General features: G+C 72.7%; 1 protein-coding gene. It reads left to right on the top strand.

What is annotated here, in order from left to right:
* Window positions 1-251: hypothetical protein (locus AB4Z50_RS36320; protein ID WP_441887377.1), on the top strand; the 251-nt coding region annotated here is incomplete at its 5' end.
* Window positions 252-359: the final 108 nt, after the last annotated feature.

Genomic DNA, 359 nt, shown 5'->3' with positions numbered 1-359 from the left:
CCGGCAACGTCGCGCCGCTCGTGGTCTGGCTCGGCAGCACGCAATCCAGCACCATTACCGGACGCGTGTTCGGCGTGCGCGGCGGCGCCATCACGGTGGCCGAGGGCTGGCACGCCGGCCCTCGCATCGAGAAAGAGGGCCGCTGGCTGCCGGAGGAGTTGTCGGCGCACATCCCCGATCTGGTGGCCCGCGCCGCGCCCAACGCGCTGATCTCGGGCGAGATCCCGCACCGCGAGGGCGTTCCGGCATGACCCCGACTCCATCCCCCGTCGCGAAATTCACGCCGCAGCCGGTGCCCGGCACGCGCCCCTTCTGGGAAGGCACGCAGGCCGGCGAACTGCGCCTCCAGGTCTGCGACC

It is taken from the genome of Paenibacillus sp. 2TAB26 (genome assembly GCF_052115145.1).
Lineage (GTDB): Bacteria > Bacillota > Bacilli > Paenibacillales > Paenibacillaceae > Pristimantibacillus.
This window is presented reverse-complemented; position numbering and strand designations above follow the sequence as displayed.